Here is a 26,202-nt window from a genome sequence, read left to right on the forward strand (position 1 = left end):
ATTTGGTAACAATTTAATAACATAGAACGAAAACTTAACATTGGAAATAAAAACCGGAAATCAAAGCCAGCATTAAAAATTCAATTTTCTCAATTTAATGTACATAATTAGTTCTAAATTTGCAGCCGTGTCTTTTTTTAGACTTATAAACCAAATAATTAAAATTTTCGATAATGTACAGAAGTCATAATTGTGGCGAGTTAAACGCCTCACATATCAATACCGAAGTAACACTTGCAGGTTGGGTTCAAAAATCACGTGATAAAGGATTCATGAATTGGGTCGATTTAAGAGACCGTTATGGAATTACACAATTAATTTTTGACGAAAGTCGTACTGAAAAAACAGTATTCGAATTAGCAAAAACTCTTGGACGCGAATTTGTAATTCAGGTTAAGGGAACCGTTATCGAAAGAGAAGCTAAAAATAAAAATATCCCAACAGGTGAAATAGAAATTTTAGTTTCTGAACTAAACATATTAAATAGTGCTCTGACTCCTCCATTTACTATCGAAGATGAAACAGACGGCGGTGAAGACATTCGAATGAAATACCGTTACCTAGATATTAGAAGAAATCCGGTAAAAAACAGTTTGCTATTCCGTCACAAAGTGGCAATGGAGGTTCGTAAATATTTATCAGATTTGGATTTCTGTGAAGTAGAAACGCCTTATCTAATCAAATCTACTCCTGAAGGAGCGAGAGATTTCGTTGTACCAAGCCGTATGAACGAAGGACAATTTTATGCCTTGCCTCAATCGCCACAAACTTTCAAACAATTATTAATGGTAGGTGGAATGGATAAATATTTCCAAATTGTGAAATGTTTCCGTGACGAGGATTTACGTGCTGACCGCCAGCCAGAGTTCACACAAATTGACTGCGAAATGGCATTTGTAGAACAAGAAGACATCCTGAACATTTTCGAAGGGCTAACACGTCATTTACTAAAAGAAATCAAAGGAATCGAAGTTGACAAATTCCCTCGCATGACATACGAGCACGCGATGAAAACATACGGAAATGACAAACCGGACATTCGTTTTGGAATGGAATTTGGAGAATTGAACGAATTTGCACAACACAAAGAATTCCCTGTATTCAACGCTGCTGAATTAGTAGTAGGAATTGCAGTTCCGGGAGCCGGAAACTACACCCGTAAAGAAATTGATGCTTTAATTGACTGGGTAAAACGTCCGCAAGTAGGAGCATCAGGAATGGTGTATGTAAAATGCAACGAAGACGGTACTTTTAAATCATCAGTAGATAAATTCTACGATCAGGAAGATATAGCCAATTGGGCAAAAACAACCGGTGCTAAAGCAGGCGATATGATTTTTGTGCTTTCGGGTCCATCTAATAAAACGAGAGCACAATTGAGTGCTTTAAGAATGGAATTAGCAACTCGTTTAGGATTACGTAATCCGGAAGTATTCGCTCCGCTTTGGGTTGTTGATTTCCCATTGTTGGAATTTGATGAAGAAAGCGGTCGTTACCACGCAATGCACCATCCTTTTACTTCCCCAAAACCGGAAGATATTGCCTTATTAGAAACCAAACCGGGAGAAGTTCGCGCTAATGCTTACGACATGGTTTTAAACGGAAATGAAATTGGAGGAGGTTCTATCCGTATTCACGATAAAGCAACCCAACAATTAATGTTTAAATATTTAGGATTCTCTGAAGAAGAAGCAAAAGCGCAGTTCGGATTCCTAATGGATGCTTTCCAGTTTGGAGCTCCTCCTCATGGTGGATTAGCTTTTGGACTAGATAGATTAGTTGCCATTTTAGGAGGTCAGGAAACTATCAGAGATTTCATCGCTTTCCCTAAAAACAACTCCGGTAGAGACGTGATGATTGACGCTCCGTCAGCCATTGATAATGCTCAATTAAACGAATTACACATACAGCTAGATTTATAATAAATATCTTTCGAAAAGCCTTGAATACACTGAATATCAATTATTTTATGAAAAAAGTTGCTATTAATCATTTTCGTATGTAATTAAACATTACATTTGCCTTATTATAAATTATTATTACTATTACAATGCGTACAGGTACAGTTAAATTTTTCAATGAATCAAAAGGTTACGGATTCATTACAGACGAAGAAACAGGAAAAGACATTTTTGTTCATGCTTCAGGAATCAGCGCGGAAGAATTACGCGAAGGTGACAGAGTTAGCTACGAAGAAGAAGAAGGAAGAAAAGGAAAAGTTGCTGCTAAAGTTGCAGTTATCTAAACAAAATATTTTTTTGTTACCGAATGCAAAGCGTCCCGATAATTATCGGGACGCTTTTTTTATAATGAAAAGTTAAAATTTTAGTTTTTTTTAAGAAAACCTAAAAAAGCTTATTTATAATCATTAAAAACTAGAAAAAAACACCTTAAAACCAACCACTAATTTTGATTGTCTACTTGTGTTTTATAACATTGAAGCATATCTTTGTGACTTATTTTAGCGAAAAAATATTATTATGCAAACGGAACAATTCAATTATCTTCCAATACTAATGCAAGCTTTACTTGCTATCGGTTTTGTTGTAACAACTATCTTCATTTCAGGAAAATTAGGCCCTAAAAGAAAGTCAGAAGCTAAAGACAAAAATTTTGAATGTGGAATTGAATCTGTCGGAAATGCACGTATTCCTTTCTCAGTAAAATATTTCCTGGTTGCTATCTTGTTTGTATTGTTTGATATTGAGGTTATTTTCCTTTATCCATGGGCAATCAACTTCAAAGAACTGGGAATGGAAGGAATGATAAAAATGATTGTGTTTATGGCTTTGCTTTTAGTTGGTTTTTTCTATATCATCAAAAAGAAAGCATTACAATGGGAATAAAAAAAGAATTTAGATTTCAGATTTTAGATTTTAGATTACATGAATTTAGAATTTCAGATTTGAAAGCAAACTTCTTAAATTAAAAATTGATATAAAAAATTGATTTTGTTTTTAGGATTTACAACAATCTAAAATCGAAATCAGAAATCTAAGAATAAAAAATGAGCGATTCAAAAGTAAATATGGTTGCACCACCAGAAGGAGTTGTTGGCGAAGGCTTCTTTGCCACAAAACTAAATGACGTTGTAGGTTTGGCTCGTGCCAATTCACTTTGGCCATTGCCTTTTGCAACTTCTTGTTGTGGTATTGAATTTATGGCCACAATGGCATCTCATTATGACTTGGCACGTTTTGGTTCTGAACGTGTAAGTTTCTCTCCTCGTCAAGCCGATATGTTAATGGTTATGGGAACTATTTCTAAAAAAATGGCTCCTATCTTACGTCAGGTTTACGAACAAATGTCAGAGCCTAGATGGGTAATCTCTGTAGGTGCCTGTGCCTGTTCAGGTGGAATTTTCGATACTTACTCTGTTCTTCAGGGAATTGACAAAGTAATTCCGGTTGACGTTTATGTTCCAGGCTGTCCGCCAAGACCGGAGCAAATTGTTGATGGCGTGATGAAATTACAGGAATTGGTAAAATCAGAATCGGTAAGAAGAAGAAGTTCGCCTGAGTATCAAGAATTATTAGCTTCTTATAATATCAAATAAAATGGCATTAGAAAACACAGCTATTCAAGAAAAATTAACAGCAACATTTGCAGAAGAAGTTTTCAATTTCCAACAGGAAAGAGACGTTTTTTCTTTTGAAATCAATGCTAACAACAATACCGCTATCATTTTATTCTTAAAAAACGACCCTGAATTGCGTTTTCATTTCTTAACTGACTTATGCGGGATTCACTATCCGGATAATCCGGCAGAGAAACAATTTGCGGTTGTATATCATATGCACAATTGGTACGAAAACAAACGCATCAGAATCAAAGCTTTTCTTAATGCAGAAAACCCTGAAATCAAAACGGTATCTAATATTTTCCTGACATCAAACTGGATGGAAAGAGAAACATACGATTTCTTCGGCATCAATTTTATTGGTCATCCACAGTTGAAACGCATTTTGAATATGGATGAAATGATTTCTTTCCCAATGCGTAAAGAATTCCCAATGGAAGATGGCGGAAGAACAGACAAAGACGACCGTTTCTTCGGAAGAACAATAGACAATTGCTAAAAAAACAATATATAATTTTTCACATTCTATAAATGTCAGAACTATTATTACCACCAGAGCATCGCTATGCTAAAATAATAAAGGAGCGATCAAATGAAGACGGAAGCGAGCTTTCTATCCTGAATTTAGGTCCTACTCACCCGGCTACTCACGGAATTTTCCAAAACATTCTGTTGATGGATGGAGAGCGAATTTTAGATGCCGAACCAACTATCGGTTACATCCATCGTGCTTTTGAAAAAATTGCCGAAAATCGTCCTTTCTATCAAATCACTCCACTTACTGACCGTATGAACTATTGCTCCTCTCCTATCAACAACATGGGATGGTGGATGACTTTAGAAAAATTACTAAATATTGAAGTTCCTAAACGAGCGCAGTATTTAAGAGTTATTGTAATGGAATTAGCCCGAATTACCGATCACTTGATTTGTAATTCGATTTTAGGAGTTGATACCGGTGCTTATACTGGTTTCCTTTATGTTTTTCAATTTAGAGAAAAAGTATATGAAATCTACGAAGAAATCTGTGGAGCTCGTTTAACAACTAACATGGGAAGAATTGGTGGTTTTGAAAGAGACTGGTCGCCAAAAGCTTTTGAATTGTTAAACACTTTTCTTGAAGAATTCCCTCCTGCCTGGAAAGAATTTGAAAACCTATTCGAAAGAAACAGAATTTTTATTGACAGAACCGTTAATGTAGGAGCAATTTCGGCTGAAAAAGCTATGGCTTACGGTTTTACAGGACCTAATTTACGTGCTGCCGGTGTTGATTATGATGTTCGTGTTGCACAGCCTTATAGTTCTTATGAAGATTTCGATTTTATAATCCCGGTAGGAAAATCAGGAGATACTTATGATCGTTTTTGCGTGCGTAATGCCGAAGTTTGGGAAAGTTTAAGCATTATTCGTCAGGCTTTAGAAAAAATGCCGGAAGGAAATGAATACCATGCTGAAGTTCCTGATTACTACTTGCCTCCAAAAGAAGATGTTTACCACAATATGGAGTCTTTAATCTATCATTTCAAAATTGTAATGGGAGAAGTTCCTGTTCCGGTTGCCGAAATCTATCATCCGGTAGAAGGTGGAAATGGAGAATTAGGCTTTTATCTGGTTACTGACGGAAGTAGAACCCCTTACAGACTTCACTTTAGAAGACCTTGTTTTATCTACTACCAGGCTTACCCAGAAATGATAAAAGGTGCATTACTATCTGATGCCATTGTTATTTTATCCAGCTTAAATGTAATTGCCGGAGAATTAGACGCATAAATTATGGAACGTACACATTACAAACAAGAAATAAACATGACTGAAGCATTGATGAATCGCATCAATGAATTAATTAGTCATTATCCTGAAGATAAAAGAAAATCAGCTTTATTACCTGTTTTACATGAAGTTCAGGATGCTCACGACAACTGGTTGAGTATTGAACTGATGGATAAGGTCGCAGATATTCTTGGAATATTACCTATTGAAGTTTACGAAGTTGCCACTTTCTATACCATGTATAACCTAAAACCAATTGGAAAATACATGTTTGAATTTTGCCAAACTTCATGCTGCTGCCTAAACGGAGTAGAAGATCTAATGGATTATACCTGCGAAAAATTGGGTATTGGTATTGGTGAAACCACTGCTGACGGACTTTTTGAAGTAAGAGGTGTAGAATGTTTAGGTGCTTGCGGATATGCTCCAATGATGCAATTAGGTGATTTTTACAAAGAGCATTTGACGAAAGAAAAAATCGATCAGTTAATTGCTGATTGCCGAGATAATAAAATAATATTACACGATAAATAAGATGTCAAAGAAAATATTATTAGACAAAATCAACGTTCCGGGGATTAAAACCTACGAAGTTTACCGCAGAGAAGGCGGTTATGCTTCAGTAGAAAAAGCCATAAAATCAATGACTCCTGATGAAGTGGTTGAGGAAGTAAAGAAATCAGGACTTCGTGGTCGTGGTGGAGCTGGTTTCCCTGCCGGAATGAAGTGGAGTTTTATTGACAAAAAATCAGGTAAGCCAAGACATTTGGTTTGCAATGCCGACGAATCAGAACCGGGAACTTTCAAAGACCGATATTTGATGGAATTTATTCCTCATTTATTAATCGAAGGAATGATTACCTCGAGTTTTGCTTTGGGAGCAAACCGCTCTTATATCTACATTCGTGGAGAATACATGTGGGTTTTTAAAATATTAGAAAGAGCCATTGCCGAAGCAAAAGCTGCGGGATGGTTAGGGAAAAATATTTTAGGATCAGGTTACGATTTAGAATTACACGTTCACTGCGGAGCAGGAGCATATATCTGTGGAGAAGAAACCGCTTTAATCGAATCGTTAGAAGGTAAAAGAGGAAATCCACGTATCAAACCGCCATTTCCTGCTGTTTCCGGGCTTTGGGCTAACCCAACAGTGGTAAACAACGTAGAAACTATTGCAGCAGTGCCTTGGATTGTAAACAATTCAGGTGATGATTATGCTAAAATTGGTATTGGAAGATCAACTGGAACTAAATTAATTTCGGCTTCGGGAAATATTAAAAATCCGGGAGTTTACGAAATCGAATTGGGATTAAGTGTTGATGAATTTATGAATTCTGACGAATATTTAGGAGGAATGTCATCCAGCAGACCTTTGAAAGCTTTGGTTCCGGGAGGTTCATCTGTGCCGATTTTACCAGCCGATTTGATTTTCAAAACTGCTAATGGTGAAGATCGTTTAATGACTTACGAATCATTGAGCGACGGCGGATTTGCAACAGGTTCGATGTTAGGTTCAGGAGGATTTATTGTTTATGATGATACGGCTTGTATTGTACGTAACACTTGGAATTTCTCTCGTTTCTATCACCATGAATCCTGTGGGCAATGTACACCTTGCCGTGAAGGAACAGGCTGGTTAGAAAAAGTATTGCACCGAATTGAAAACGGTCACGGACGCGAAGAAGATATCGATTTATTGTGGAGTATTCAGTCTAAAATAGAAGGAAACACCATTTGTCCTCTTGGTGATGCGGCTTCATGGCCGGTAGCAGCAGCTATTCGTCATTTTAGAGAGGAATTTGAATACCATGTTCGTTTCCCTGAAAGAATAAAAAACAGAGATCACTTTGTAAATGAGCCTTTTGAAAAAGTAAGGCATTTAGTTAGCAAACAAGTGATTTAAAAATAACGTCCCGATAGCTTATCGGGATTGATTTCAAAAACAAGACACTCTCAGGAGTAAAATATTGTAATAATGAAAGTAACAATTGACGGTCAAAGCATAGAAGTAGAACCAGGAACAACCATTCTACAAGCGGCTCGTATGATAGGAGGAGAATCAGTTCCGCCTGCGATGTGCTATTATTCTAAACTAAAAGGGAGCGGTGGAAAATGCCGTTGTTGTTTAGTTGAAGTTTCCAAAGGAAGTGAAGCTGACCCAAGACCTATGCCAAAATTAATGGCATCTTGTGTAACAGGATGTATGGATGGTATGGAAGTAAACAGTAAAAATTCAGACAGAGTAAGAGAAGCCAGACAATCGGTTACTGAATTTTTATTGATCAATCACCCGTTAGATTGCCCTATTTGCGATCAGGCAGGAGAATGTGATTTACAGGATTTAAGCTTTGAACACGGAAAATCAAAAACACGTTTTATAGAAGAGAAAAGAACGTTTGAACCGGAAGATATTGGTCCAAATATTCAATTGCACATGAACCGTTGTATTTTGTGTCAACGTTGCGTACAAGTAGCCGATCAATTGACTGACAAAAGAGTTCACGGAGTTTTAGACCGCGGTGATCATGCTAATATTTCGACTTGTATTTCTAAAGCAATTGATAATGAATTCTCAGGAAATATGATTGATGTATGTCCTGTAGGAGCTTTGACTGATAAAACTTTCCGTTTTAAATCGAGAGTTTGGTTCAACAAACCGTATAATGCGCACAGAGAATGTACGACTCCGGGATGTTGCGGAAATACTACGGTTTGGATGTTTGGAAATGAAATTCAAAGAGTTACCGGAAGAAAAGACCAATACCACGAAGTAGAGGATTTTATTTGTAACACTTGTCGTTTTGACAAAAAAGAAGTTACGGATTGGGTTATTGAAGGACCTCGAAAATTTGATAAAGATTCGGTTATCAATCAAAATAATTACACCCGTGAAATGGAAACAGTTCATATCGCTACTGAAGAAGGAATTCTAAAAGGCAGAGAGCAAGACCGTAAAAAAATCAGTATGACTGCTATTCCATTAAACAAAGAAGAGCAAGATGAATTTAACAATGGTAATCTATAAAAAATGGACAGTACAATTATTATAGAAAAAAGTGTTATCATTCTTGTTGTCTTTGCCATTACAATGGTTATGGCAATGTATTCTACACTTGCAGAAAGAAAAATTGCAGCCTGGTTACAAGACCGTATTGGTCCTAACAGAGCCGGAAAAGGAGGAATTTTACAACCTCTTGCTGATGGTTTAAAATTATTTTCGAAAGAAGAATTTGAACCCAACACACCTAATAAATTTTTATTTTATGTAGGACCGGCTGTAGCTATGAGCACGGCTTTAATGACAAGTGCCGTAATTCCATGGGGGGATAAATTCCATCTTTTTGGAAGAGACATCATCCTGCAAGCTGCCGATATTGATGTGGCTTTATTGTATTTCTTTGGAGTAGTTTCGGTTGGAGTTTACGGAATCATCATTGGAGGATGGGCTTCCAATAATAAATTCTCTTTAATGAGTGCGGTAAGAGCTACCTCTCAAATGGTTTCTTATGAAATAGCAATGGGATTATCCATTATTGCTTTGCTAATGATGACAGGAACTTTGAGTCTAAGAGAAATTAGTTTACAACAAGAAGGCATGCACTGGAATGTGTTTTATCAGCCACTTTCGTTCTTGATTTTCCTGATTTGTGCATTTGCTGAATCGAACAGAACACCTTTTGACTTAGCAGAATGTGAGAGTGAATTAATTGGAGGTTATCATACGGAATATTCATCTATGAAAATGGGATTCTATTTATTTGCTGAATATGCCAATATGTTTATCTCTTCAACTATTCTTGCTGTTTTATTCTTTGGTGGATACAATTATCCGGGAATGAGTTGGGCAGTAGAAAACTGGGGCGTAAATTTGGCAAACCTAATCGGAATTGGAGTTTTATTTGCAAAAATATGTTTCTTCATCTTTTTCTATATGTGGGTAAGATGGACCATTCCAAGATTCAGATACGATCAATTGATGCATTTAGGATGGAGAATATTAATTCCGTTGTCAATATTAAATATCATGATTACAGGAATTGTAATTTTGAGACATGAAATCATAGCATTTTTAGGATTTTAAATTAGCAAAGATTAGCATTAGCCCCGATTGAAGCGGCATCCTTTTATGAAGCGATAGCGAAATAAAAGATACAGCGAAAAGCGGGAATAGCTTCAAATAAAAAATAAAATAAAGATGTCAATAGAAACCATATCCTTATCGGGAAGAAAAAAACAAGTCTCTAACAAAGAGATGACTTTTTTAGAGCGTTTGTATCTTGTTGCGATTGTAAAAGGATTATTCATTACACTAAAACACTTATTCTCAAGAAAGGTTACTATTCAGTATCCTGAGCAAGTGCGCACCATGAGTCCGGTATATCGCGGACAACACATGTTGAAACGTGACGAACAGGGAAGAGAAAACTGTACTGCCTGCGGATTGTGTGCTTTGTCTTGTCCTGCAGAAGCCATCACTATGAAAGCTGCCGAGCGTAAAGCCAATGAAAAACATTTGTATCGCGAGGAGAAATATGCCGAAATATATGAGATTAATATGTTGCGTTGTATTTTTTGCGGATTGTGCGAAGAGGCCTGTCCTAAAGACGCAATTTATTTAACTACTTCAAAAGTATTGGTTCCTTCGAGTTATGAAAGAGAAGATTTTATTTTTGGAAAAGATAAATTAGTGATGCCTTTAGAAATGGCTATCAAGAATACTAACCAGCTTGCAGCGGGCGGGCTTAAAAAGGCTAACTAAATGATACATATTCCTGATTTTGCACACGCATCTACTGTACAAATTATATTTTGTTTCTTAGCGTTTATAACAGTAATTACGGCTTTCTTAGCCATCTTTAGTAGAAATCCAATCCATAGCGCACTGTATCTGGTAATTTCATTTTTCTCTATAGCCGGACATTATTTACTGTTGAATTCTCAGTTTTTGGCTATTGTTCATGTTATTGTTTACTCAGGAGCAATTATGATTTTATTCTTATTCACCATCATGTTAATGAATTTGAATAAAGAAAATGAAGTTCACAAACCGCGTATTACCCGACTGGGAGCTATAGTTTCCTTTTGTTTAATCTGTATTGTTTTGATTTTAGTGTTTATCAATTCAAAACCTATAGCCGGAGAATACATTGCAACTGGTGAAGATTACCAATCGATCAAAGTTTTAGGACGTGTTTTATTAAACGAATACATGGTTCCTTTTGAATTTGCTTCTATCTTGCTTTTAACAGCGATGATTGGCGTAGTATTATTGTCTAAAAAAGAAAAAACGGAGAAATAAAATGACTAATATTTTAAATGAAATAGGCATCGAAAACTATATCTTCCTTTCTGTAATACTTTTTTGTATTGGAGTATTTGGAGTTTTATACAGACGAAATGCTATTATCGTATTTATGTCGATCGAAATTATGTTGAATGCGGTAAACCTTTTGTTTGTGGCATTTTCGACCTATCATCAGGATGCACAAGGTCAGGTTTTTGTGTTTTTCTCTATGGCTGTGGCTGCGGCTGAAGTTGCAGTAGGTTTAGCGATTTTAGTATCTATTTTTAGAAACTTAGGTTCGATTGATATTAATAATTTAAAAAACTTAAAAGGATAAACAATAATGAATACGAATTTAGCTTTACTCTTATTATTAGCTCCTTTTTTAGGATTTTTATTTAATATTTTCTTTGGAAAAAAGATTGGAAAATCGGCTTCAGGAATTATTGGGACATTAACAGTTGTAGTTTCATTTGTTGCTACCCTTGTTTTTTTCCTTCAAATAAACGAAAGCAAAGAAGCCATTGAAATTGAATTGTTCAATTGGATTCAAATCAGCAATTTCCGTGTGAATTTTGGTTTCCTTTTAGACCAATTATCAATTTTGTGGTTGCTTTTTGTAACAGGAATTGGTTCTTTAATTCACCTCTACTCTATCAGCTATATGCACGATGATGAGAATATGTACAAGTTCTTTGCTTACCTGAATTTGTTTATCTTCTTCATGATTACCTTAGTTATTGGAAGCAACTTATTGGTATTATTCATCGGATGGGAAGGCGTTGGACTTTGTTCTTACCTGCTTATCGGATTTTGGCACAAAAACCAGGATTACAATGATGCGGCTAAAAAAGCTTTCATCATGAACAGAATAGGAGATTTAGGATTGTTGATCGGTATCTTTATCATCGGTTCTTTGTTCTCTACTTTAGATTATACTACTTTAAAAACGGCGATTGCTACTTCTGGTAATTTAGACCTTACCATGATTTCGATTGCTGCCTTTGCATTGTTCATTGGAGCTTGTGGTAAATCGGCTCAAATTCCTTTGTACACATGGTTGCCTGATGCGATGGCTGGACCAACACCAGTTTCAGCTTTGATTCACGCTGCAACCATGGTTACTGCTGGTATTTTCATGATTACAAGATTAAATTATGTATTTGATTTAGCTCCCGAAGTACAAAACATCATCGCTATTATTGGTGCTGTAACTTCTTTAGTTGCTGCAACGATTGCTTTGGTTCAAACCGATATCAAAAAAGTATTGGCTTATTCTACCGTTTCACAATTGGGATTAATGTTCTTAGCTTTAGGTTTTGGCGCTTATGAAATTGCTGTTTTCCACGTAATCACTCACGCTTTCTTTAAAGCTTGTTTGTTCTTAGGTTCAGGATCCGTAATTCACGCTTTACACGGAGAACAAGATATGCGCAGAATGGGCGGATTGAAAAAAGTAATGGGAATTACTTTTATTACTTTCTTACTTTCTTCATTGGCTATTTCAGGAATTCCTCCTTTTTCAGGGTTTTTCTCGAAAGATGAAATCTTAATGACTGCTTTTCATCATAACATAGCACTTTGGGTTATTGCTTCTCTAGCTTCGTTAATGACTGCTTTTTATATGTTCCGTTTGTTGTATTTGACTTTCTTCAAAGAATTCAGAGGAACTGAGCACCAGAAAAGTCATTTACACGAAAGCCCGGGATTAATTACTTTCCCGCTGATTGTATTGGCCATTTTAGCAACTATTGGTGGCTTGATTAGTTTACCAACAAATAGCTGGTTGAATGGTTATTTAGCGCCATTATTTTCGAAAGAAGCTCACGAAGCACATCATTTTGGGACAACCGAATATACTTTGATGGCAATTGCTGTTCTGGGTGGAATCATAGGAATTACAATTGCTTTTGTAAAATACATCAAACAAAGCCAGGTTCCAGCTGAAGATGCCGAAATCACTGGTTTTTCAAAAGTATTGTACAACAAATATTATGTGGATGAAATCTATGACGTTATTTTTGTAAAAACAACAAATACCTTATCACGATTCTTTAGAGATTATGTAGAAACTGCTTTATCAGCTACAGTATTTGGATTAGGAAAAGTAACCAACGAATTAAGTTACCAAGGGAAAAAATTACAAACAGGAAGCATTGGTTTTTACTTGTTTGTATTTGTTCTAGGACTTTGCAGTATAGTAACTTATTTATTTTTAGCTCAATAATTTTATATCATGAACGTATCACTACTATTAATTATACTTCTTGTTGGTGCATTTGCAACTTACTTTGCCGGCGATAAACTGGCTTCAAAAGTGGCATTATTATTCAGCTTAGTTGTTTTTGGATTATCTATTGTCTTATTGAATAGCTATAATTCAGGAGAAAACATCAGTTATTTCAAACTCTGGATTAACGATCCTTCAATTACAATTACACTAACTGCTGATGGATTATCATTAATCATGTTGTTTTTAACAACAGCATTAACTCCTTTGATTATCTATTCTTCTTTTGGAAATGAATATAAAAATGCAAAATCTTTCTATGCGCTAATTTTGTTCATGGCATTTGCTATGACAGGAACTTTCTTAGCCACTGATGGCCTTTTATATTATATTTTCTGGGAATTAGCATTGATTCCTATTTATTTCATTGCTTTAATTTGGGGTAACGGAGATACTGAAGAACGCAAGAAAGCAGTGGTGAAATTTTTCATTTACACACTTGCAGGATCTTTGTTCATGCTAATTGCTTTTATCTATTTATTCCAAAAATCCGGCACTTTCTTAATCACCGATTTTTACAAAGTAGAATTAAGCCGAACAGAACAATTCTGGATTTTCTGGGCATTCTTTTTAGCTTATGCTATCAAAATACCGATTATTCCATTCCATACCTGGCAGGCAAAAGTATATCAAAAAGCACCTACGGTTGGTACCATGCTTTTATCAGGTATTATGCTAAAAATGGGATTATATAGCGTTTTGCGTTGGCAAATACCTGTAACTCCTATTGCATCTAAAACTTATTTACCAATATTAATTGGACTCGGAATTGCAGGTGTTATCTATGGTTCGATTGTGGCTTTGAGGCAAAAAGATTTGAAAAAATTATTGGCTTATTCTTCATTGGCACACGTTGGATTGATTGCAGCCGGTTGTTATACACTAAACATTGACGGATTGCGTGGAGCTGTTTTACAAATGATTTCTCATGGTTTTGTGGTAGTAGGATTGTTCTTTGCAGCCGAAATCATCTACAGAAGATTCGATACCAGAGAAATTGCCAATATGGGTGGTATTCGTTCACAAGCACCAAAATTTGCTTCATTGTTTATGATTTTAGTTCTGGCTTCGGTAGCCTTACCTACTACTTTTAACTTTGTTGGAGAATTCACTGTTTTATATAGTTTGTATCAAATTAATGTATGGTTTGCCATTCTAGGCGGAACAACAATTATATTAGGAGCTTATTATATGTTAAAAATGTACCAACAAGTGATGCTTGGAGAAACCAATACAAAGGTATTTGCCGATGTAACTTTCCACGAAACCTTAGTTTTGGTTATTATTATTGCGGTTATTTTCTTTTTTGGAATGTATCCAAGACCAATAAACGAATTAATCACTCCTAGTTTGGATCAGATTTTAAGAACATTAAATAGAATTCAATAATATTAAAAATTAAATTCAAACTAAAGATTTGAGTCTTTCATAACTCAAATCCTGAATCACAAAATAAATATGAATACATTAATAGCAATAATAGGATTAGGTATTTTATGCCTTTTATTTGAAATTTTTGATGCTAGAAAAGCAATTATTCCAATAGTTGTTATTGGTTTATTGGCTATACTTGGTTTAGACATCTCTGAATTCAACAACCCTAATAGTTACTATAACAACATGCTTGTTGTGGGTAAATTTTCGTCGGGATTTTCAGGATTGTTTATCATACTAACCATTTTCTTAGTAAGTTTGAGCCATAAATTCTACGAAAATCATCAAACTAAAATCTCCGATTTTATTGCCATAAAAATATTCCTGCTTGCAGGAGCTGTAGCTATGGTTTCTTTTGGAAATTTAGCAATGTTCTTTTTAGGAATCGAAGTTTTGTCAATTGCTTTATATGTTTTGGCATCAAGCAACCGATTGAGCATTAAAAGTAATGAGGCCGGATTGAAATATTTCCTGATGGGTTCTTTTGCTTCGGGAATTATCCTTTTTGGTATCTGTTTAATTTACGGAGCTATGGGAAGCTTTGATGTAACTGAAATTAGTGAATTATCCCGTTCAGCCGAATTGCCAATTTGGTTTCCAATTGGAATTGTGCTAGTATTTATCGGAATGCTTTTCAAAATTGCAGCTGTACCGTTCCACTTCTGGGCACCAGATGTTTACGAAGGTTCTCCTGCTTTGACTACTGCTTTAATGAGTACTTTGGCAAAAGTGGTGGCTATTGCTACCTTATACAAATTGGTTAAAACAATGAATGCCGATATTTCTCCAGCATTTCAGTTGATTATTGTAATTGTATCTATTGCTTCGATGACAGTTGGAAATATCATGGCTTTACGCCAAATCAACGTAAAACGTATGTTGGCTTTTTCCGGAATCTCACACGCCGGATTTATGTTAATGACTTTACTAAGTATCTCAAAATCATCCGGAACATTATTATATTACACTTCCGCTTATGCACTGGCAGGAATCGCAGCTTTTGCAGTAATTTTATACGTTTGTAAAACCAAAGAAAACGAAGATATTACTAATTTTCATGGTTTAGGAAAAAATAATCCTTTGATGGCAGCTATCTTAACAGCTTCATTATTATCAATGGCTGGAATCCCTGTTTTTGGAGGTTTTTTTGCCAAACTGTTTTTATTCAATCAGGCAATTCAGGCAGAATTTATTGCATTAGTAATAATCGGTGTAATCAATTCCATCATCAGTATAGGTTACTATTTCAAACTAATTTTGGCTATGTACACTAAAGAACCAAACGAAACTAAAATACCAACTCCAACAGTTTATTATGCCGTTGCTGTAGTTGCAATTGTTTTAAATATTGCTTTAGGGTTATTCCCATCCTTTGTATTGGATTTATTGTAAAAGAAAAAACTCAATATACAGAACCATCAAGTCACGATAGCTATCGGGATTGATGGTTTTTTTGTTTTATTAAGCCAGCTGATTTTCCTAATAAAAATATAAAAATCAATTACTTCCAAAATCTTTTAACTACATTTGTATATACAAACTTCAAGAAGTTAAAAATGGAAAACAAACTTAAAATACAAATCTGGTCGGATATTATGTGTCCGTTTTGTTATATTGGAAAAAGAAGATTAGAAAATGCAATCTCACAATTTGGCCATCAGGATGCAATAGAAATCGAATGGAAAAGTTTCCAGTTAGATCCTAATTTCATAGCATCAGATGATGATAATTTAGTCGAACATCTTGCCGAAAAATACAGAAAAGATAAAGATTGGGCTATCGAAATGTTAGAAAACATGACACAGAATGCTGCCAATTCTGGATTAGAATTTCATTTTGAGAAATCGGTTATGGCTAATTCATTAAATGCACATCGCTTATTGCATCTGGCAAAAAAACAAAATTTAGGTTCTGAACTAAAAGAATTGCTTTTTAAAGCTTATTTTACAGATGGTAAAGATGTAAATAATAAGGAAACCTTAAAACAACTAGGAATTCAGGTTGGTCTTAATGTCGATAAAGTTGATGAAGTCCTAAACTCCAATTCATTCACCAGAGAAGTTGAAGAAGACATGCAAATGGCTCAAAAAATCGGAGTTCAGGGTGTTCCTTTCTTTGTTTTCGATAATAAGTACGCCATTTCAGGAGCACAGCATGTGGAAACATTTGTAAAAACACTAGAAAAAGTTTGGGAAGAAGGACAATTCGAATCAAAAATTACTATCTTGAACGCTACTTCAGCGGACAGCTGTGGTATTGATGGTTGTAATTAATTCAATAACAATGAGTGCTATAAATAAAGAAAACACAATAATTCGTTGGGGAATCATCGGTTGTGGCGATGTAACCGAAAAAAAAAGCGGCCCTGCTTACCAAAAAACGGAAGGATTCGAAATTGTTGCCGTAATGCGACGCGATGCCGAAAAAGCAGCCGATTATGCTAAAAGACATGGTATAAAAAAATACTATTCGGATGCTGATGCTCTTATCAACGATCCTGAAATCGATGCAGTTTATATAGCTACTCCTCCCGATTCACATAAATTGTACGGATTAAAAGTTGCCGAAGCCGGTAAAATCTGTTGCATCGAAAAACCTTTGGCTCCAAGTTATGAAGACAGCAAAGCCATTTACGAAGCATTTAAACAAAAACAGATTCCGCTTTTTGTAGCTTACTATAGACGCAGTTTACCCCGTTTTGATCAAATAAAAAAATGGCTGGAATCCAATAGTATTGGAGCAATCCGTCATATTAACTGGCATTTGAGTAAACCCGCTTCTCCTCAGGATTTATCAGGTTTATACAATTGGCGTACCGATGCTGCAATTGCTAAAGGAGGCTATTTTGATGACTTAGCCAGCCACGGATTAGACTTATTCAATTATCTGTTGGGGAATATTAAAGAAGTATCCGGAATAAGCATTAATCAACAAAATTTATATTCGTCCAAAGATGCTCTTGTAGCCTGCTGGCTGCATGAAAGCGGAATTACAGGAACAGGAAGTTGGAACTTTGGTACTGCAACCCGAGAAGACAAAGTAATTATTTATGGAAGTCAGGGAAGCATTGAGTTTTCAATTTTTGATGAAACTCCTGTGATTCTTTCAAACGAAAATGGAAAAATCGAACTTTTTATTGAACACCCTGAAAACGTTCAGCTTCATCATGTTCAACAAATGAAAGATCAATTATCAGACCAGGGAATTCACCCTTCTAACGGAGAATCGGCCACACATACCAGCTGGGTTATGGATAGAATTATTAATGTGTTATAAAAATAAAAAAAGCTTCAGAACCACCCGAAGCTTTTTTTTAACTACACAAACTAATTAATTACTAACAAATAGCAAATTTCTAACCTCTTTTTAATTATCATAATTCGTGCCAAAAATTAAATTTGAACTTTTTTTTCTATAATTATTTTAATATTACAAACTAGGCTTTACTACTTCTGAAAAAGGATTAGACATTATTGTTGCCGAATCATTCAAAACCAAAACTTCATATTTGGTAATTTTAGTCTTAGACTCTTCTACTAAATAATACACTCCCTCATTAAAGTTATTCAAATCATAACTTCTAACCAGCTTTCCATCAACCGCAAGATTCTCACTATGGATTAACTTATCATTTGCATCATAAATACTTATCTTAACCTGATCTTTATCCTCTAAACCAAATGAGATCATTTTTTCTTGTCGAAATTTATTATGTAATGAAAAATTAACCGCAACTGCATACACATTCATCGCTAATAGAACGATTCCTAACACTAAACTAATTTTTAAAATCTTTTTCATAATACAATGTTTTTTAGATTTATAATCATTTAACTATACCAAAGATAGCACAAGCTTTACTTGAAAAAGAACAGTAGATTTCCCTATTAATATGCTATTTTACCTTTCACGAAAACGTTTTAGCTCGATTTTGATAATATCACATATTTATTTGTTAACTTAGTATCAACCAAACCAATTAACAATAAAATGAAATCCAACCTGCCAACACTCAAAATTATAGAACCTTCCTTTGGAAGTTCGTTTACATTAACCAAATATGATATCAATTACAATTCACATTTTTGGCACTATCACCCGGAGATTGAATTGATATTTGTAAATGGTGGCGCCGGAAAACGTCAGGTAGGAAGTCATATTTCTTACTACACCAATGGCGATTTGACTTTAATAGGCAGTAATTTGCCGCATTGTGGTTTTACTGATGAACTAACCGGAAATAAAAACGAAATTGTTATCCAAATGAAACCCGACTTTCTGGGAGAACACTTTTTTGAGATTCCGGAAATGGTCAACATCAAAAACTTATTACAACAGGCTAAATCAGGAATCACTTTTGGAGGAAAAACCAAAAGAAAAATTGGGAAGAAAATTGGAAAAATGGAAGACCAAACTCCCTTTGAACGTTTATTGACTATTATAGAAATCTTCAATTATTTGGAATTAGCCACCGAAGATGCCACAGTATTGAATGCCGAAGGTTTTCGAATGGAAATGCAGGTACAGGATAACGAACGAATCAATTATATTTTTAATTACGTAAAAGACAATTTTAAAGAACATATAAAACTCGAAGATATTGCCGAAAAAGTAAGCATGACCGTACCTTCATTTTGTCGTTATTTCAAAAAAATAACCCATAAAACCTTTACTAAATTCGTCAATGACTACCGACTGGTTCATGCCTGTAAATTATTAGCAGAAAAACCCATTAGCATATCAGCAATAGCTTTTGAAAGTGGTTTTAATAATTTCAGTCATTTTAATAAAACATTTAAAGAATTCACCGGCAAAAATGCTTCGGAATACAGACATGAGTTGAAATCGTTTTTAGAGTAAGAGCCTGTTTTAATTTTATTCAAATAATTTCTCATGCTATTTTTGTCACACTGAGCTTAGCTTGTCCTGAGTAAATCAAAGGAAAGTAGTTACTTGATACCTAAAAAGTCTTCGATAAGCTCAGACTGACCAAAAATATCCAGAATTAAAAATAAATAATCCAAAAAAAAGCCCCCTAAAAAAGGGGGCTCTCTAACTACTAACCTAACCAAAGTTAATTATTTAACCGCAACCGTTTTATGCACTTCTGAAAGAGGATCTGACATGATTGTTGCAGTTTCATTCACTACAAGAATTTCATATTTCACCGTTTTAGTTTTAGAATCAGCAACCAGGTAATAAACCCCGTCAGCTAAAGGGTTCAAATCGTAAGTTTTAACAATTTTAGAACCTGATTTAAGTGGATTCAAATTTAATGTGTACACATTTTCTGTATGTAACAGTTTATTATTTGCATCATAAATAGAAACATTAGCTTTGTTTATGTCATTTACAGCAAAGGTTACCATCTTTTTTGAACTGGCTTTTCCTTCTTCTTTAGAAATTTTAACGCCAGTTGCACGTGTATTCATAGCAATTAAAACTACCATTAATACGAAACTAAGTTTTATAATCTTTTTCATAATTTTAGAATTTTTAGATTTATAATTCCTTTTTTATTATGGGTCAAAGATAGTATGCTAATCTTTATTTAAACTTCAGTAATTTTTCATATTTCTATGCTATATTACCTTTTACGAAAACGTTTTAGTTAAAAAATGGTAATTTCAAATAGTTTGCAGGTAAAATAGCATAGTTAAAACCAATATTCTCGGTTTTCTTATCAATTCAAAAAAATAAAATTCTTCTCGAAAACAATAAAATTTAACTATAGAACAAGATTTGAAAAAGGCAGTATTATGTAATTTTGTGTTATGTATGCTTTAGTCGATTGTAATAATTTCTATGCTTCCTGCGAACGTGTTTTCCAACCCGAATTCAACGGTAAGCCTATTGCGATTTTATCCAACAACGATGGCTGTGTGATTTCCAGAAGTTATGAAGCCAAAGCAGCCGGCATTCCTATGGGTGCGCCTGCTTTCCAAATTAAAGATTTGGTAAAGGAGAAAAACGTAAAACTCTTTTCGTCTAATTACGCACTCTATGGCGATTTAAGCCGCCGTGTAATGACAATCCTGAACCAGTTTACGCCTAATGTGGAGATTTACAGCATTGACGAAGCTTTCCTGAACTTTGACGGATTAAATATTACCGATTACCACGATTATGGTCTCCAAATGAAGACTCGTGTTCGAAAATGGGTTGGCATTCCTACCTGCATTGGATTTGCAGAAACCAAGGCCCTATCGAAAGTAGCCAATAAAATAGCCAAAAAATTCCAGGACAGAACCCAGGGTGTTTATGTAATCGATTCTGAAGAAAAACGCATCAAAGCTTTAAAATGGACCCAAATTGAAGATGTTTGGGGCATTGGCTACCGAATGCGTAAAAAAGTAAAACTGAGAAACATCAATACTGCCTTAGATTTTATACAGCCGCAACATGAAGCCTGGATAAAAAGAGAAATGGGCGTTACCGGTCTTCGATTAAAAGCAGAACTGGAAGGAAAATCAGTTTTGGATTTAGAACCTATTGCCGAACAAAAGAAAAGCATTGCCATCACCCGTAGTTTTCCCAAACAAATCTCTGATTTTGATTTACTGAGAGAGCGTATCGCTACTTTTGCAGCCGTCTGCGCCGAGAAATTACGCAAACAACAATCCTGTTGCCATACTATAATAGTGATGCTCGTGATTGACAAACATACCGTAAAAACATCCAAATACTATTTCAACAAAGCCATGACCTTGCCTTATGCAACTAATTCGACTTTGACTATTTCGAATGCCGCTATTGAATTATTCAAACAATTGTATCAAGACAACGAACATTTGAAATTTAAAAAAGCAGGGGTTATTGTCAGCGAACTCATTGGCGAAAACCAAAAGCAATTTCAATTATTCGAAGAAGAAAACCCGAAGCATTTGGCACTGATGAAAGTAATGGATCAACTCAATACAAAGATTGGCGATACCAAAGTGAAATTGGCCACCCAAAATTTAAAACTCACTTGGGATATGAATCAGAAACTATTATCAAACAAATACACTACTAAATTTAAAGAGATTCTCGAAATACGCTGCGAATGAAAAAAGAACAAAAGCTCCGTTTTTACAAACCGGATTTCGAAAGTGAATTACGAATTCCTTTCATTCCCGATGGTGTTTCGGCAGGATTTCCTTCTCCCGCAGCTGATTTTATGGAGAATAATATCGATTTGAATAAAGAACTGAGCGAAAATCCTCTGGCTACTTTTTACATCAAAGTGAAAGGAAATTCGATGATTGATGCTGGTATCAACGACAAAGACGTACTGATTGTTGACCGAAGTATTGAACCTCAAGACAACAAAATTGCTATTTGCTTTATCGATGGAGAATTTACCGTAAAACGCATTAAATTACAAAAAGACTGCCTCTACCTAATGCCCGAAAACAGCAATTACACCCCTATAAAAGTCACCGAAGAAAACGAACTCATCATTTGGGGAATTGTAACCTACGTGATAAAAAAAATGTAACTGTTCGTTGGTTTTATTTAACCGAAAGCACACAAAGCTTTGCGAACTTAGCGCAAACTTTGTGTGCTTTCGGTTAAATTGTGATACTTTTTAAAAACTTAACGCATCACAGTAATTGAAAAAACAAACAAATGATATTTTTTCCACAATTAAGTTGTTGTTTTTTAAAGCATTATTCTTTTTAATACTTTTTTCCCAAATAAACCTAAAATAAATGATTGTGAAATGCGTTCTATATACTTGTTTTAAAAAAAGAATATAAAATGAAGAAATTATTTTTTGCAGCTATGGCTGTTTTAGCATTTGGTTTTGCTAATGCACAATCGCAGGTTTCCAAAGGAAGTTGGTTAATTGAAGCAAACACTGGTTTTGGCGAAAAAGTTGGAAATACTTCAATGGGTTTATGGTCTGAAAATGGTCAAACAGATTATAATATTGGAGCTGAAGCAGGATATTTTATTGATGATAAATTAGCTTTAAAATTTGGGTTAGGATTAGGTGAGACTTCTTTTTACGATGAAGCTTTTGATGAATATTACTCTGCAGGTAGTTTTGCTTACAAATTAGGACTGAAATATTATGCTGCAGGTAAATTCCCTTTAGAACTTTCTTATAATGGAGTGAATTATGAAGATTTCGATGAAAACCCTTCCTATTTAGGTTTACAGGGAGGTTATGCTATTTTTTTAAATAAAAACGTCTCAATCGAGCCAGGAATTCGTTATAATGTATCGTTAAACGATGATTATTATGATGATGTTTTTCAATTAAACATCGGATTTGCATTACACTTCTAATATAAAATTAGTTTTCAATTTAAAAACCTTCTCGTAGCAGAAGGTTTTTTTATACTCTATTTTTTTACTTTATAATATAAATTGGAAAATTTACCCTATATGCTGCTCATAGTAATAGTAAAATAAGGTTAAATTGAATAATTATAAAAATTTGAATCCGTGAAAACTATCATCTACAATGCGTTTCCATTCCGGATGCCTTTTGATGTAAGCAAACACTAACGGACAAAGCGGAATAAGTTTGTAATTATTATCTTCAATATAAGCCAATGTTTTTTCAATTACAGCTGTAGCCGCGCCTTTTCCTTCCAATTCGGGTTCTACTTCGGTGTGGATTAAAGAAATAACATGGGGTTGTTCTTTGTAAACAATAAAGGCTTTATGTCCTTCAACAGTAATTTCAAACTGCTGTTCTTCTTCGTTTTTGACAAGGAGAATATTTTCGAATTCTGGTTTCATACTTAGATTATTAAACGGTTATTGGATAAAAACAACAAGCTATTAACCAGCTTGCTATTTTGTTTAACAAATTTACAATTCTAAAAAAGGAAACATCTTAATCTATGTTAAGAAGATGGGAAAATCATTTTTAAATCAGATTCTGATCTTATATCATTTAGAAATTTAAATTAGTCTCATTGTCAGTTCGAGCGCAGTCAAGAACCACTATTGCATCTCGACTGCGCTCGATGTGACAAAAAACAATTAGACTTTTTTATATGTCTAATTGGTAATATCCAAATAAAAAAAAATGTGAAATCAAACGAATTCGATTCCACATTTTCACATTTAAAACTATTATTTTCTTTTACCAGAACTTCACGTACAAAGCAGCGATAATTAATAAAGTAATGATGATTAATACTGTAGTTTGAGGTTTTACCTTGAACATTTCAGTATCTAATTCGAACGCTTTCGGGTTTACTTTTGGCCCTGCAAAACTGATTCCAATCATTAACAACATTGTAAAGGCAAATGATAATCCCATACAAATGTGGAACGGAATTTCGAAACCACCTTTACCATTTGGCCAGGCTGTGTACAATAACGTTTCGTTTCCAAACATAGCCGGAGCGTATTCGTTGAATAAAACTGATAATAAAAAACCTGCAATTACACCAACAATAGCCGCTGTTCCTGTAGTTCTTTTCCAGAACATCCCTAAGAAGAACATAGCAAAAACTCCAGGGCTAATAAATCCTGTGTATTTTTGGATATAGGTAAATCCACCTACTCCACCGATTCCTAAAACATCATTCCATGTAAACAATACAGCCAAAACCATAGAAGCAAAAACGGCATAACGACCAATGTTTACCTGAGCTCTGTCGGAAGCATTTTTTTGAATGTATTTTTTATGAACATCTAAAGTATAAATTGTCGAAATACTATTTACTTTACCCGCTAACGAAGCCACGATAGCAGCAGTCAAAGCCGCAACTGATAATCCTTTTAATCCTGTTGGCAAGAAAGTCAACATAGCCGAATAAGCTCCGTCTTTTCCACCAACTAATTGTGGTAAGTGTCCTCCCTGGTATAAAACATAAGCAGCAATACCTGGTAACATTACAATTACAGGCATTAATAATTTTAATAAACCTGCAAACAAAATTCCGGTACGAGCCGTAGTCAAATCAGCTCCAAGAGCTCTTTGAGTGATGTATTGGTTACATCCCCAATAGTTCAGATTGATGATCCAGATACCTGCTAAATACGATAACATTCCCGGGAAAGTAAGGTATTTGTCAATCTCTAATTGCGTAGAAGTAGCCGTTGGTCTAGGAATAATCATTTTGAAATGCTCTGGTGCTTTTTCCATCAATACGTTGAATCCTGCGATAGCATCTTTACCAACACCAAAATATTCCCCTACTGTTGTTAGAGCGATATAAGAAGTTACTAAACCTCCAATAATCAAAACCGCCACCTGAATAACGTCAGTATAAGCTACTACTTTCATACCTCCAAGAGAGATAATCAAAGCAAAAACAGCCAATCCTAACATAATAACATGAAGAAAATCGCCTCCGGCTAATCCGTTAATAGCAACAGCTCCTAAGTATAAAATAGAAGTTAAGTTTACAAAAACATACAAAAACAACCAGAAAACAGCCATAATCAAAGCGGTAGTTTCGTTGTATCTGGTTTTTAAGAATTGCGGCATGGTGTAAATCTTGTTCTTCAAATAAACAGGAATAAACCAAATTGCAATAATAATCAATGCAATAGCAGCAACCCATTCGTAAGCGGCAACAGCAATTCCTAAGAAAAACCCTTCCCCACTCATTCCGATAAATTGTTCTGCTGAAATGTTAGAAGCAATAAGTGAAGCTCCAATAGCCCACCATGTTAATGTTCCTTCGGCTAAGAAATACGCCTTAGCATCGTGTTCGTTTTTTTCGCGTTTGCGATAAATAATATATCCGTAGATGGATACAATTAAAAAGTAGATTATAAAAACTGCATAATCTGCAAATTCGAGACTTGAGCTCATAGATTTTTATTTAAAATTAATAATTGGTTAAAGTCTTTAGCTTCTGATTTTTTGTTCCCATTTCCAAGCGCTTTCCATTGCCTGCTCCAAACTTAATTGAGTTTTCCAACCCAATACTTTATTGGCTTTATCCGTATTGGCGTAAGCCAAAGTAACATCACCTTCTCTTCTGTCAACGATTTGGTAAGCTAATTTTTTGCCACTTACTTTTTCGAAAGCATTGATGACTTCTAAAACCGAGCTTCCTACTCCGGTTCCCAAATTGAAAGTTTCTACTTTTTCCTCATTCTTCTTATTCAATAATCGTTGCAAAGCAATAACATGCGCTTTAGCCAAATCAACTACGTGAATATAATCGCGAATACAAGTTCCGTCCGGCGTTGGATAATCATTACCATAAACCATTAATTCTTTACGTAAACCAATTCCTGTTTGCGTAATAAATGGCACTAAATTTTGCGGAACACCTATTGGCAATTCACCAATTTCAACCGATGGATGAGCACCAATTGGATTAAAATAACGCAATAAAATAGCATTGATACCACTTACTTTAGCCACATCAGTAATAATTTCCTCTCCTATTTGTTTGGTATTTCCATAAGGAGACATAGCTGGTTGTACAGCCGAGTTTTCATTGATAGGCATTGTTTCGGCTTGACCATAAACCGTACAAGAAGAACTGAATATAAAATTAGCATCCTCTTTTTTCTCTAATTCCTGAAGTAAATACACCAACGAATTGATGTTGTTTTCATAATACAACAAAGGATTCCCTACACTTTCTCCTACTGCCTTTGAAGCTGCAAAATGGATTACTCCATTTACATCCGAATGGCGTTTGAAAAAATCCTGAACTACCGATTTCTCTCTTAAATCCAGTTTTTCAAAAAGTGGTTTTTTCCCTGTTATAGCTTCAATTCCTTTTAAAACGTCTTCAGATGAATTGGATAAATTATCAATAACAACCACCTCAAAACCTTCGTTTTGTAGTTCGACTACTGTATGCGAACCTATGAAACCTAAACCTCCCGTAACAAGTATTTTCATGATTTGTTTTTTTAAATATCAGT

General features: G+C 34.8%; 27 protein-coding genes. 22 read left to right on the top strand and 5 right to left on the bottom strand.

Going from position 1 to position 26,202, the window contains the following annotated elements; genetic code table 11:
- Positions 1 to 173 precede the first annotated feature (173 nt).
- The 18 genes from aspS (at position 174) to FDM27_RS10385 (ending at position 17,634) form a co-directional block, all read left to right on the top strand.
- Positions 174 to 1,922, top strand: a complete 1,749-nt coding sequence (aspS, locus tag FDM27_RS10300; RefSeq protein ID WP_140486262.1) for an aspartate--tRNA ligase — start codon at positions 174 to 176, stop codon at positions 1,920 to 1,922.
- A 128-nt stretch (positions 1,923 to 2,050) separates the two neighbouring features.
- Positions 2,051 to 2,245 carry a cold-shock protein gene (locus FDM27_RS10305; RefSeq protein ID WP_035634121.1) on the top strand — a complete coding sequence of 65 codons (195 nt, stop codon included), beginning with the start codon at positions 2,051 to 2,053 and terminating at the stop codon, positions 2,243 to 2,245.
- Between the two features lie 235 nt (positions 2,246 to 2,480).
- Entirely contained in the window at positions 2,481 to 2,846 is a 366-nt protein-coding gene (locus FDM27_RS10310) for an NADH-quinone oxidoreductase subunit A (protein ID WP_071184125.1), read from the top strand.
- 161 nt (positions 2,847 to 3,007) lie between these two features.
- Positions 3,008 to 3,556: an NADH-quinone oxidoreductase subunit B gene (locus FDM27_RS10315; RefSeq protein ID WP_071184126.1), complete on the top strand. Its 549-nt coding sequence runs from the start codon at positions 3,008 to 3,010 to the stop codon at positions 3,554 to 3,556.
- Between the two features lies 1 nt (position 3,557).
- Positions 3,558 to 4,079 (top strand): NADH-quinone oxidoreductase subunit C, encoded by a 522-nt coding sequence (locus tag FDM27_RS10320; protein WP_071184127.1) that lies wholly within the window; start codon positions 3,558 to 3,560, stop codon positions 4,077 to 4,079.
- A 32-nt stretch (positions 4,080 to 4,111) separates the two neighbouring features.
- Positions 4,112 to 5,350, top strand: a complete 1,239-nt coding sequence (locus FDM27_RS10325) for an NADH-quinone oxidoreductase subunit D (RefSeq protein WP_071184128.1) — start codon at positions 4,112 to 4,114, stop codon at positions 5,348 to 5,350.
- 3 nt (positions 5,351 to 5,353) lie between these two features.
- Positions 5,354 to 5,884, top strand: a complete 531-nt coding sequence (locus FDM27_RS10330; protein WP_140486264.1) for a complex I 24 kDa subunit family protein — start codon at positions 5,354 to 5,356, stop codon at positions 5,882 to 5,884.
- Between the two features lies 1 nt (position 5,885).
- A complete protein-coding gene (gene nuoF / locus FDM27_RS10335; protein ID WP_071184130.1) occupies positions 5,886 to 7,253 on the top strand; it encodes an NADH-quinone oxidoreductase subunit NuoF in 1,368 nt (455 codons plus the stop codon).
- Between the two features lie 72 nt (positions 7,254 to 7,325).
- The gene (locus FDM27_RS10340) at positions 7,326 to 8,375 is read left to right on the top strand and encodes a 2Fe-2S iron-sulfur cluster-binding protein (RefSeq protein ID WP_140486267.1); all 1,050 of its coding nucleotides are present in this window, start codon (positions 7,326 to 7,328) and stop codon (positions 8,373 to 8,375) included.
- A 3-nt stretch (positions 8,376 to 8,378) separates the two neighbouring features.
- A complete protein-coding gene (gene nuoH / locus FDM27_RS10345; RefSeq protein ID WP_071184132.1) occupies positions 8,379 to 9,431 on the top strand; it encodes an NADH-quinone oxidoreductase subunit NuoH in 1,053 nt (350 codons plus the stop codon).
- Positions 9,432 to 9,545: 114 nt separating this feature from the next.
- Positions 9,546 to 10,109: a NuoI/complex I 23 kDa subunit family protein gene (locus FDM27_RS10350; protein ID WP_071184133.1), complete on the top strand. Its 564-nt coding sequence runs from the start codon at positions 9,546 to 9,548 to the stop codon at positions 10,107 to 10,109.
- Positions 10,110 to 10,649 carry an NADH-quinone oxidoreductase subunit J gene (locus FDM27_RS10355; protein ID WP_071184134.1) on the top strand — a complete coding sequence of 180 codons (540 nt, stop codon included), beginning with the start codon at positions 10,110 to 10,112 and terminating at the stop codon, positions 10,647 to 10,649.
- 1 nt (position 10,650) lies between these two features.
- Complete coding sequence (gene nuoK, locus FDM27_RS10360) at positions 10,651 to 10,971, top strand: NADH-quinone oxidoreductase subunit NuoK (protein WP_026712543.1); 321 nt, start codon at positions 10,651 to 10,653, stop codon at positions 10,969 to 10,971.
- Positions 10,972 to 10,977: 6 nt separating this feature from the next.
- Positions 10,978 to 12,861, top strand: a complete 1,884-nt coding sequence (nuoL, locus tag FDM27_RS10365) for an NADH-quinone oxidoreductase subunit L (RefSeq protein WP_140486271.1) — start codon at positions 10,978 to 10,980, stop codon at positions 12,859 to 12,861.
- 9 nt (positions 12,862 to 12,870) lie between these two features.
- Entirely contained in the window at positions 12,871 to 14,313 is a 1,443-nt protein-coding gene (locus FDM27_RS10370; protein ID WP_140486273.1) for a NuoM family protein, read from the top strand.
- 69 nt (positions 14,314 to 14,382) lie between these two features.
- Positions 14,383 to 15,750, top strand: a complete 1,368-nt coding sequence (locus FDM27_RS10375; protein WP_140486275.1) for an NADH-quinone oxidoreductase subunit N — start codon at positions 14,383 to 14,385, stop codon at positions 15,748 to 15,750.
- A 164-nt stretch (positions 15,751 to 15,914) separates the two neighbouring features.
- Positions 15,915 to 16,631, top strand: coding sequence for a DsbA family protein (locus tag FDM27_RS10380; RefSeq protein WP_071184138.1), 717 nt, complete (start codon positions 15,915 to 15,917; stop codon positions 16,629 to 16,631).
- A gap of 10 nt (positions 16,632 to 16,641) precedes the next feature.
- Positions 16,642 to 17,634, top strand: a complete 993-nt coding sequence (locus FDM27_RS10385; RefSeq protein WP_140486278.1) for a Gfo/Idh/MocA family protein — start codon at positions 16,642 to 16,644, stop codon at positions 17,632 to 17,634.
- Positions 17,635 to 17,787: 153 nt separating this feature from the next.
- Here the strand turns inward: FDM27_RS10385 and FDM27_RS10390 are convergent, their stop codons facing one another.
- Positions 17,788 to 18,159, bottom strand: a complete 372-nt coding sequence (locus FDM27_RS10390; protein ID WP_071184139.1) for a hypothetical protein — start codon at positions 18,157 to 18,159, stop codon at positions 17,788 to 17,790.
- Between the two features lie 189 nt (positions 18,160 to 18,348).
- On the opposite strand from FDM27_RS10390, the gene FDM27_RS10395 reads away from it, so the two are divergent.
- On the top strand, positions 18,349 to 19,218 hold the full coding sequence (locus FDM27_RS10395; RefSeq protein ID WP_071184140.1) for an AraC family transcriptional regulator: 870 nt from the start codon (positions 18,349 to 18,351) through the stop codon (positions 19,216 to 19,218).
- A 218-nt stretch (positions 19,219 to 19,436) separates the two neighbouring features.
- Here FDM27_RS10395 and FDM27_RS10400 read toward each other — a convergent pair whose 3' ends face one another.
- Positions 19,437 to 19,841, bottom strand: a complete 405-nt coding sequence (locus FDM27_RS10400; RefSeq protein WP_140486279.1) for a hypothetical protein — start codon at positions 19,839 to 19,841, stop codon at positions 19,437 to 19,439.
- A gap of 291 nt (positions 19,842 to 20,132) precedes the next feature.
- Here FDM27_RS10400 and FDM27_RS10405 point away from each other — a divergent pair, with 291 nt between their 5' ends.
- From FDM27_RS10405 to FDM27_RS10415, 3 genes are all read left to right on the top strand, one after another.
- The gene (locus tag FDM27_RS10405; protein ID WP_140486281.1) at positions 20,133 to 21,407 is read left to right on the top strand and encodes a Y-family DNA polymerase; all 1,275 of its coding nucleotides are present in this window, start codon (positions 20,133 to 20,135) and stop codon (positions 21,405 to 21,407) included.
- Positions 21,404 to 21,838, top strand: a complete 435-nt coding sequence (locus tag FDM27_RS10410) for a LexA family protein (protein ID WP_140486283.1) — start codon at positions 21,404 to 21,406, stop codon at positions 21,836 to 21,838. The genes FDM27_RS10405 and FDM27_RS10410 overlap by 4 nt, the downstream gene beginning before the upstream one ends.
- A gap of 263 nt (positions 21,839 to 22,101) precedes the next feature.
- On the top strand, positions 22,102 to 22,635 hold the full coding sequence (locus FDM27_RS10415; RefSeq protein WP_140486285.1) for a porin family protein: 534 nt from the start codon (positions 22,102 to 22,104) through the stop codon (positions 22,633 to 22,635).
- A 141-nt stretch (positions 22,636 to 22,776) separates the two neighbouring features.
- Here FDM27_RS10415 and FDM27_RS10420 read toward each other — a convergent pair whose 3' ends face one another.
- The 3 genes from FDM27_RS10420 to galE form a co-directional block, all read right to left on the bottom strand.
- Positions 22,777 to 23,094 (bottom strand): GNAT family N-acetyltransferase, encoded by a 318-nt coding sequence (locus FDM27_RS10420; protein WP_140486287.1) that lies wholly within the window; start codon positions 23,092 to 23,094, stop codon positions 22,777 to 22,779.
- Between the two features lie 349 nt (positions 23,095 to 23,443).
- Entirely contained in the window at positions 23,444 to 25,129 is a 1,686-nt protein-coding gene (locus FDM27_RS10425; RefSeq protein ID WP_140486289.1) for a sodium/sugar symporter, read from the bottom strand.
- Positions 25,130 to 25,165: 36 nt separating this feature from the next.
- Positions 25,166 to 26,179: a UDP-glucose 4-epimerase GalE gene (gene galE, locus FDM27_RS10430; RefSeq protein WP_140486291.1), complete on the bottom strand. Its 1,014-nt coding sequence runs from the start codon at positions 26,177 to 26,179 to the stop codon at positions 25,166 to 25,168.
- Positions 26,180 to 26,202 lie beyond the last annotated feature (23 nt).

This window comes from Flavobacterium sp. GSA192, from assembly GCF_006386525.1.
GTDB classification, from domain to species: domain Bacteria; phylum Bacteroidota; class Bacteroidia; order Flavobacteriales; family Flavobacteriaceae; genus Flavobacterium; species Flavobacterium commune.